12 protein-coding genes are annotated in these 7,701 nt (G+C 34.3%); 7 read left to right on the top strand and 5 right to left on the bottom strand.

Annotation, left to right across the window (positions count from 1 at the left end; all coding sequences use genetic code 11):
* Nucleotides 1-335: 335 nt before the first annotated feature.
* Together AN486_RS09860 and AN486_RS09855 are read right to left on the bottom strand one after the other, a co-directional pair.
* Nucleotides 336-821, bottom strand: coding sequence for a DUF3368 domain-containing protein (locus AN486_RS09860; protein ID WP_168636708.1), 486 nt, complete (start codon nucleotides 819-821; stop codon nucleotides 336-338).
* A gap of 5 nt (nucleotides 822-826) precedes the next feature.
* A complete protein-coding gene (locus AN486_RS09855) occupies nucleotides 827-1,063 on the bottom strand; it encodes a UPF0175 family protein (protein ID WP_027400660.1) in 237 nt (78 codons plus the stop codon).
* A 361-nt stretch (nucleotides 1,064-1,424) separates the two neighbouring features.
* On the opposite strand from AN486_RS09855, the gene AN486_RS09850 reads away from it, so the two are divergent.
* Nucleotides 1,425-1,673: a helix-turn-helix transcriptional regulator gene (locus tag AN486_RS09850; RefSeq protein ID WP_190384424.1), complete on the top strand. Its 249-nt coding sequence runs from the start codon at nucleotides 1,425-1,427 to the stop codon at nucleotides 1,671-1,673.
* Nucleotides 1,670-2,410, top strand: coding sequence for a restriction endonuclease (locus AN486_RS09845; RefSeq protein WP_096666642.1), 741 nt, complete (start codon nucleotides 1,670-1,672; stop codon nucleotides 2,408-2,410). Before AN486_RS09850 ends, AN486_RS09845 begins: the two co-directional genes overlap by 4 nt.
* On the opposite strand, the gene AN486_RS09840 is transcribed toward AN486_RS09845, so the two are convergent.
* A complete protein-coding gene (locus AN486_RS09840) occupies nucleotides 2,367-3,560 on the bottom strand; it encodes a DNA cytosine methyltransferase (protein WP_290600398.1) in 1,194 nt (397 codons plus the stop codon). The genes AN486_RS09845 and AN486_RS09840 overlap by 44 nt on opposite strands.
* Before the next feature lie 251 nt (nucleotides 3,561-3,811).
* Here AN486_RS09840 and AN486_RS09835 point away from each other — a divergent pair, with 251 nt between their 5' ends.
* Both AN486_RS09835 and AN486_RS09830 read left to right on the top strand, forming a co-directional pair.
* Entirely contained in the window at nucleotides 3,812-4,027 is a 216-nt protein-coding gene (locus tag AN486_RS09835) for a hypothetical protein (RefSeq protein WP_290600397.1), read from the top strand.
* The gene (locus AN486_RS09830; RefSeq protein WP_290600396.1) at nucleotides 4,017-4,421 is read left to right on the top strand and encodes a PIN domain-containing protein; all 405 of its coding nucleotides are present in this window, start codon (nucleotides 4,017-4,019) and stop codon (nucleotides 4,419-4,421) included. Before AN486_RS09835 ends, AN486_RS09830 begins: the two co-directional genes overlap by 11 nt.
* 29 nt (nucleotides 4,422-4,450) lie before the next feature.
* On the opposite strand, the gene AN486_RS09825 is transcribed toward AN486_RS09830, so the two are convergent.
* On the bottom strand, nucleotides 4,451-4,792 hold the full coding sequence (locus AN486_RS09825; RefSeq protein ID WP_053539158.1) for a XisI protein: 342 nt from the start codon (nucleotides 4,790-4,792) through the stop codon (nucleotides 4,451-4,453).
* Nucleotides 4,780-5,196 (bottom strand): XisH family protein, encoded by a 417-nt coding sequence (locus tag AN486_RS09820; RefSeq protein ID WP_290600394.1) that lies wholly within the window; start codon nucleotides 5,194-5,196, stop codon nucleotides 4,780-4,782. Before AN486_RS09820 ends, AN486_RS09825 begins: the two co-directional genes overlap by 13 nt.
* Before the next feature lie 337 nt (nucleotides 5,197-5,533).
* Between AN486_RS09820 and AN486_RS09815 the strand changes: the two genes are divergently transcribed.
* From AN486_RS09815 to AN486_RS09805, 3 genes are all read left to right on the top strand, one after another.
* Nucleotides 5,534-5,731: a hypothetical protein gene (locus tag AN486_RS09815; RefSeq protein WP_051424197.1), complete on the top strand. Its 198-nt coding sequence runs from the start codon at nucleotides 5,534-5,536 to the stop codon at nucleotides 5,729-5,731.
* Nucleotides 5,715-5,891, top strand: coding sequence for a hypothetical protein (locus AN486_RS09810; protein ID WP_199924434.1), 177 nt, complete (start codon nucleotides 5,715-5,717; stop codon nucleotides 5,889-5,891). The genes AN486_RS09815 and AN486_RS09810 overlap by 17 nt, the downstream gene beginning before the upstream one ends.
* 782 nt (nucleotides 5,892-6,673) lie before the next feature.
* Entirely contained in the window at nucleotides 6,674-7,645 is a 972-nt protein-coding gene (locus tag AN486_RS09805; protein ID WP_027400657.1) for a GTP-binding protein, read from the top strand.
* The last annotated feature ends 56 nt before the right edge of the window (nucleotides 7,646-7,701 follow it).

Genomic DNA, 7,701 nt, shown 5'->3' with positions numbered 1-7,701 from the left:
ATACAAACGACATTGCGTTATCAAAAAGTTACATCATCACGAGCAGAGGAAATCGCACAACTTGCTTTTAATACTCTAGTCAAATACTAGAATGATTTTCTCAAGACTAAACAAGAGCAAGTATATATTTTTCACTTAATAATCTTATTTAAATTATTTAAGGAGAGTATGTATTGTACTCTGCCTCAGAAAAATAAGGTTTCCTATTTCTTAACCATAAAACGTTGCATATTGCAAGCATCTTTACAAATCTTTGCATCGTGTCCCATTTTGCGCGTATCCCGGCTAGACCCCAAATTGGTAATGGGTAATTGGTTTTTACCTGTTACCTATTATCATTCACCAACAATTGATAAAATACGATTATAAAGAGAGGGACTAACCCAAAATTTAGCTGTATTGATTAAATCATCAAGAATAGGTTTAACTAATGGAATTAATTTCTGACGTTTTGCCTCAATTAAAATTCCTAAAATACCTGTTATCTTTAAGTTATATTCTGTTGCTGTTTGTCTGCCTAATTGTTCATCTATAATTAGCCAATCTGCATTTAACTCTAATGCTAAAGCTATTACCGAAGATTCTCCTTCATCCAATTTGCTTTTTAAAGATTGTACTAAACTAACATTATTAACAGGTTTTACAATAATCCAGTCATAAGTTTTGACTTCTTTTGCTCCTGGTATTGAATCTCCCCATTGTGTTAATTCTTGAAAAACTGCTGATGATATGATAATTTCTCCATAAAGTTGTTCTAATAATTGGATTTTTCCTATAGCTGATAGATTAGTAATAGGTGAAGTATTGCTAACTATGATCATAAATTTTAGATAATTCCCAAGTTTTTTAAATCAACCTCTAAATCAGTTTCATCATAATGAATATTAATGTTTCTCATAGCTAATTCATTTTGAAATTGTAGTAAAGGCATTTTAGCCAGTTGGGATGCTTTACCGATACTAATCTTTTTCCTTTGAAATAATAGAATAATCAATTCTAAAACTAATTCTTTTTCTGATAATCCACTGGCTTGGACAATATCTTCGGAAATGACTAGGCTCATTGAGATCCTCCTGTTGTGTTGAACCAAGTTTAGATTAATTATAACTTAACAGATTTTATTTATCGCCGAAACCAACGGATTATTTAGTTAAGAATTGCATGAATTTTTAGACATAGCATTAGAGCGTGTTTGAAAAGTCCCTCATGGTGTATCAAATATTTTTAGATCCCCCTAAATCCCCCTTGAAAAGGGGGACTTTGACTCTAGTTCCCCCCTTGCTAAGGGGGGATCTGTAAGTGCCTAAAATCACAACCTAAAACTTTTCAAACAACCTCTTAGATGTCAATAATAAATAATAAATTTCAAATAATGTGACACATAGTCCGTAGACTGATAGTCCATAAAAGCTCAAAATCAGCAGATGGATGAATCAAAACAAAAGACTCTTTATGCTTTAGGTTATCTAGTCAGACAACGCCGAACAGAGTTAGGAATTTCACAAGAGGAGTTAGGACTACGCGCTAACTTAGATCGTACATACATTTCCGGTGTGGAACGTGGAGTTAGAAATCCTTCCCTCACTGCTCTTGTAAGTCTTGCAGATGGCTTAGGTATTAGTGTTTCCGTTCTGCTCAAAAATCTGGAAATTGAAGCCGATAGAATACAGTGACAAACCAACAAAATTTAGTCGAGACAATTAAAGCCCAATTTAGACAAGGAGCAACTCAATTACAAGTCTTTAACCTTTTATCAGATCAAAAATGGCATTGTAGAGAGTGCGAAGGCAAAAACGTAGGATCAACTCAGTATGCCGGTGGTGGAGGTATTCAGGGATTACAACGCGGGACAAGAAGTCGTCCTGGTCTTGTCATTGAAACACAAAAGAATTTTTGTCCAACTTGTCAACAAATACGTTTAGGAGATTGCTGGACAGGAGAGATAAAATCGGCTAATTCAGCTTCTAATATACCAGCTTCTTTAGTTCAAAGAATTCTCCAGGCTTATTCATATACAGATGTAATAGAACAGAGACAAAGAGAGAAGCATGAGCTAGTTATTGACCATAGGTTTCCAATGGAACGTTGGGGAAAAAGTGAAGCTCCACATTTAACTTCTATGAGTGAAACCGAAATTAGGAAAAAGTTTCAATTACTCAAGAAAGATGCGTCTGGAAATCATAATCTTTTAAAATCGAGAAGTTGTGAACGTTGTATAAAAACTGGTAAACGCGGTACACCTTTTGGTATTAAATTCTGGTATAAATCAGGTGAAAATTGGCCTTCCCAACATCAGCGAGGTGATGAAGCTGAGGAAGGTTGTATTGGTTGTGGTTGGTATGATTTTGAAACTTGGCGTAATGCACTTAACCAAAAACTATCTCAGGTTGATCAAAATGAGGTAAATTAGCAGATTGTCTTATGTTAATTGCAATATCATTTAAGTAAGGAATCAGTGCATAACCAATACACTCTGCTAAACGTGGTGGTACAGCATTGCCAATTTGCCACATCGCTTTTTTCATACTACCTTCAAAAATAAACGAATCGGGAAATGTTTGTAATCTGGCCATTTCCCTAGCGGAAATCACGCGATTTAAATATGGATGAATATGTGTACCACCATGATTTTCTTTCACAGTCATACTTGGTTTACCAGGATATTGTCGTTTGAAAGCATCAACATATTTTGTATATAAAGAACCACCAGGAGGAACTTGAGCAAGACGTTCCATATACTCCTGTGAATGTTTGGTCCATTCGTGATTAATTTCCGATATTCGAGTGTATTCTGGTAAATCAGAAATTGCTGATTCAATAGGTTTGTATTCTTCTTGGTTTAATTGCGCTTGAGGATAAGGATTTGGCATTCCAAATCTATTAGCGATAAAAATAGCTCTTGGTCGAATTTGTGGGACTCCATAAGCCGCAGATTCCAGAATTGCCACAGAAATATGAGGATAACCAATAGACTCAAAAGCTTCAATAATTGCTGTCTTTACATCCCCGTTTTGAATTGTCAAAATACCTGGTACATTTTCCATCACTACATACCAAGGGCGTATTTCGGAAACAACACGCACGAATTCATAAAATAACCTATTTCGAGGATCTTTGGGATCACGTTTTCCGGCTACTGAAAATCCTTGACATGGTGGACCACCAACAACAACATTTACATCAGGTGAGCTTATTTGTTGCAGCCAATTTTGGGAAGAAAATTGTTCAATATCTCCACAGAAATGATGACATTGTGGGAAATTTTTTTTGTGCGTAGCAGAAGCAATTGGACTAATTTCTACACTAGCCAATGGTGTGAATCCAGCTTGAAATAAACCTTGTGTGATTCCCCCAGCACCACAAAACAGATCCACAAAAGTATATTTAGATAATGGACTGGGTGGGGAACTAACATCAGTAAATATCTTATATGGATCAGATTTATCTTCATCTAGTTCGCGCTGAATACGCTCATAACGTCCTAATTTCGGCTTCTTTTGCTTTTGGCTAGGATTATGCTCATCCTCGTTAGGAAAAAAAGAAATTTGTGTTCCTTGCATTCGATAATTGACATGAATGTTTGCTGTGACATATAGTCTACAATACATCAATCATAGCAAAATTAGCAACCTAATCCTAAAAACGAGAAAATTTATCTCGTTATCTGACACAATCTATTACTTAGAAATTAACACTGGAGTAATGAACAAACATCACACAACTAAAAAATACTACTATGTACAAAACCAGAAAATTTCAAGAGTCATTTGCTATAATTGTGCTTAAGAATAGTTATTTTAGGTAAGTTACTATGATTACAAAACAAATGATTCAAGAGAAACTCAAAAATTTAACAGAAGAACAACTTAATCAAGTTTATGGGATTATTGAACAGTTAAGCGATGCAGAAAATGCTGTTAAAAAACCTAGTTTAATTTCCAAATTACGAAAGATTAAAATTGATGCTCCTGAAGATTTCTCGATTCAAGTTAGTGTTAGTTTAGGGAGAGATGTAAGTGAGGGATAAAATTTTTGTTGATACGCTGTTTATTGTAGATTTAATAAACAAACGGGATCAATATCATCAAAGGGCTTTAGAATTAGCTCAAAAATTTGAAAATTATCCTTTGATAACCACTGATGCAATTTTATTAGAAGTTGGTAATGCTTTATCAAGTAATTATAAAAGTGAAGCAGTTGAATTAATGGAAACTTTTTTAAATTCTGATGATATAGAAGTTATCCGGTTAAATCCTGAATTATTTGAGGAAGCATTAAATTTATACAAACAACATCAAGATAAGTCCTGGGGGTTAGTTGATTGTGTTTCTTTTGTGGTAATGAAACAAAATAAAGTTACTCAAGCTTTAACTTTTGATAAGCATTTTATTCAAGCTAGTTTTCAAGCATTAATGAGATAATTAGGTATCGCATCATTTTAAACAGAGAATTAAGCAAAAGCAAACTCAGTTAATTTGCGAGTTTCTGGATCATAAAAAGCTAAAACAATATCTTCTTTCGGTACACCTTCTCTTAATAAATCCGTAGCTATTCCCTCTTCAGTCCAATCTTCCTCAATGTAAATTTTCTCATTTTTAATGCGAATATAAACAGAAATTGTTTTTACTCGTTTATCATTTTTCCAACCAATATTAAACCAAAGATATTGACTTCTTTGATCATCAAACATTAACACCTCATCTATATCAGGATCAATTACTTGTGATGAGATTTTTTCATATTCAGTTAAAATTTGTTTGATTAAGTTTTGATAATGAGTTAGCTTGTCCATTTGATCACCTCTTCTTGATTAATATCAATAACTAATAGTGAAACTTGATATTTTTGTAAAATCAGTTGAATAGCAACTTGTTCAAAAAACTTTTCATAAATATTTTTACCGATTGCTAAAAATACTTTATACTCAGGATGAGTAGCCAAAAGAAAAGTTTGATAAATCAGATATTGACCTAAAGCTGTTTCAAATTCACCCATGGGAGAACGACTCAAAAAACTTTTAACTTCAATAACAATTTGTTCACTCTCTTTTGTAGCAGCAATCGTTTTTTCACCAGCTAAATCAGCGATAAGTCTGATTTCTTCATACTTAATCGGATAAGGATCAGCGGTAATCGTCCAACCAGCCTTAATTAAAGCATTTTTAACCGCATCATGGTAAGTATCCTTTGCTGGCATTGTTTTATTTGTAATTACAAGGTAAAAATTACCCACTTCAATATTATACTAAACTAAAACGGCATCATATACAAAACTTAATAGTTAAACAATTAACTTCAAAATCTGACACAATCTATTACTCATAAATTAACACTGGACTAATAAACAGACATCACAAAACTAAAAAATGCTACAATAGATAACCTCCATAAATATCATTTAGAGACTTCCAAGAAATAAATTATCCTAAGAAACGAACCACAGAGGCACAGAGTACACAGAGAGAGAATTTCTGCATCAGTTTTGGGACATTTTTTTATTTGGAAGTCTCTTACATTTCCCTGGAGGAAATATTATGTTATCAACAGAACTTCAACAAGAATTCATGATCAACAGAATTGAGAAAATTGTGGCTATTTTAATGGAAGAACGTCCTTTGTTTAAAGAAGAACTTAATCCAAGAGAAATGGTTGAACATTTATATCATATCGTTCAGCAAAACTTAACCAAAGAACAATTTAATAACTTATCTGAAGTTGTATACCTATTTTGAAATCAAGAGAGGTTTACTAGCTATTAATTCCCCTAAACAAACAGAAATTTCTAATAAGATTGGACAAGATTATCAAATTATTTTATTAGATGATTTAGCGATTTTAGAAAAAGGGCTAATAGTCAAAGATTTATGGGGATTTTTAGTCATCTTCAGATGACTTCTGCTATGAGACTGGGAATTCATTCCCAGGCGGGCTATGGGTTTTACGTTAAGTTGACATTGCTTCCACAACCGCCCAGAAATGAATTATGGCTTACGCTACGCTATCAGGGCTAATAGTCAAAGATTTATGGGGATTTTTAGTCATCTTCAGATGACTTCTGCTATGAGACTGGGAATTCATTCCCAGGCGGGCTATGGGTTTTACGTTAAGTTGACATTGCTTCCACACCCGCCCAGAAATGAATTATGGCTTACGCTACGCTATCAGGGCTAATAGTCAAAGATTTATGGGGATTTTTAGTCATCTTCAGATGACTTCTGCTATGAGACTGGGAATTTATTCCCAGGCGGGCTATGGGTTTTACGTTAAGTTGACACCAATAAGCTCATGCTTTACCCCTACAAATCTAGGTTTTTCGTAATTCTTAAAAGTCCATGTCCCAACCCTGTTGAGTAAGTAATTGGACAAAAATATTTACAGTCATTGCGAGGGAAGGGAAGCAATCACAACCCTGGCGATTGCTTCATTTCACTTCGTTCCATATGGCTAACGCCACGCAACGCTTACACAATAACATTGTGTAATTAATTCTGTCTCATTACTTATAATAAGTACCGAAAGCCAAACATTTTTCTCTTGACATTCAATCTTGGTGACTTCTAAGCTATTATTTGGACACTACAAGACGGCGGATAACTGTAAAACTTACCCTGTACGCCTTTTGCATTCCGTCTTGCGTTAATACTCTGTTCCTAAAATAAGTAAACGGATAGACTATGATGATTTCAGAAACATTCAATTCAGTACCAGTAACCGTTTTGACTGGCTATTTAGGCGCGGGTAAAACTACATTATTAAATCATATTCTTACCTACGAACACGGTAAAAAAGTTGCCGTTATTGTTAACGAATTTGGCGAGGTAGGTATTGATAATCAATTGGTAATTGATGCAGATGAAGAAATCTTTGAAATGAATAATGGCTGTATTTGTTGTACAGTTCGCGGTGATTTAATTCGCATTATTGGCAATTTAATGAAACGCCGAGATAAATTTGATCATTTAGTCATTGAAACCACCGGTTTAGCAGATCCTGCACCTGTAATTCAAACGTTTTTTGTTGATGAAGATTTACAAAGTCAGTTGTCATTAGATGCAGTAGTCACAGTTGTTGATTCTAAACATATTTGGCAACATTGGGAAGCGGACGAGGCTCAAGAGCAAATTGCTTTTGCAGATGTAATTTTGTTGAATAAAACTGATTTAGTAACACCGGAAGTTTTAGATGAATTAGAAACTCGCATTCGCTCAATGAATGCAATGGCAAAAATCTACCGCACCCATAATTCTGAATTAGCAATGTCAGCTTTATTAGGAGTGCAAGCATTTGATTTAGATCATGCGTTAGAAATTGATCCTAATTTCTTAGGAGAAGATGCTCACGTCCATGATGAAAGCGTCTATTCTGTAGCGATAGTATCAGAAGGGACAATTAACGGTGAAAAATTAAATGCCTGGATGACAGAATTACTCAGAAATCAAGGTCTAGATATTTTCAGAATGAAAGGAATTTTAAATATTGAAAATGAAGATAATCGCTTTGTTTTCCAAGGTGTACACATGATATTTGATGGTAAAGCGGATAGACCTTGGAAAGTCAATGAAACTCGCAAAAATGAACTTGTATTTATTGGTAGAAATTTAGATGAAGCCAAATTAAAAGCAGACTTTTTTGCTTGTATGAGTTAGTAATACAATGGAGGCGGGGTTTCCTCGCCCCTACAGGTTTGGCGAATTGCTGTAAA

The sequence above is a fragment of the Anabaena sp. AL93 genome, assembly GCF_001672085.1.
Lineage (GTDB): Bacteria > Cyanobacteriota > Cyanobacteriia > Cyanobacteriales > Nostocaceae > Dolichospermum > Dolichospermum heterosporum.
Note: the sequence above shows the minus strand (reverse complement) of the source record. Positions and strands in the feature narration are given on the sequence as shown.